At 71.8% G+C, this 614-nt stretch carries 1 pseudogene; it reads right to left on the reverse strand.

Annotated features, from left to right (window positions below):
• Positions 1–479 (reverse strand): annotated as a pseudogene (locus tag G6R25_RS24455) (hypothetical protein); the annotation flags it as partial.
• Positions 480–614 lie beyond the last annotated feature (135 nt).

A 614-nucleotide genomic window follows, 5' to 3' on the forward strand; every position in this document is an offset into this window, starting at 1 on the left:
GCCGCCGGGTCGACGGAGGCCCAGGACTCCCAGGAGTTGAGCAGGAGCGTGGCCCCACCGGCGTACCAGCGCAGCCGGGTCGCCCACACCCCGGCGGTCAGGTCTTTGCGGGACAGGACCGCATCGCCGGTCAGTGCGGCGATCAGGGCAAGGTCGACGGCGGGGGCGAGGAACCAGCCGATCGGATCGCCGACCTGGTGGGCGGCGGCGAAGCCGTGGATGTTCTGCAGGCTGAACGCCATCGTCAGGACCGCCACTGCGGCCAGGACCAGGTCCATCAGCCGGCCCGCACGGCAGGCCGCCCGTACCTGCGCCGACCGGGCCGCGGCCTGCAGGTCGGAAACCTTGTTCGCCGCCTCCCAGATCGCCACCTCCTGCGGGCCCGCCCCCTGAGCCTTCAGCCGCAGCCGGTCCACCTCCCGCCGTGCCACGACGATCTTCTTCGTGTCCGTGACAGGAATGGCCGCGGGGGCGCTCATGCCGACACCTCTCCGGTGCTGGTGGTGAGGGTGCCGTCTGAGAAGCGGGTGAGCCGGCCGGCGTGGAGGAGGGCTGTGACGGTTCGGCTGACGGTGCCCTTGTGCAGCCCGGTGGCAACACCGATCTCCTGGTGG

The organism is Candidatus Frankia alpina (assembly GCF_902806485.1).
Taxonomy (GTDB): domain Bacteria; phylum Actinomycetota; class Actinomycetes; order Frankiales; family Frankiaceae; genus Frankia; species Frankia alpina.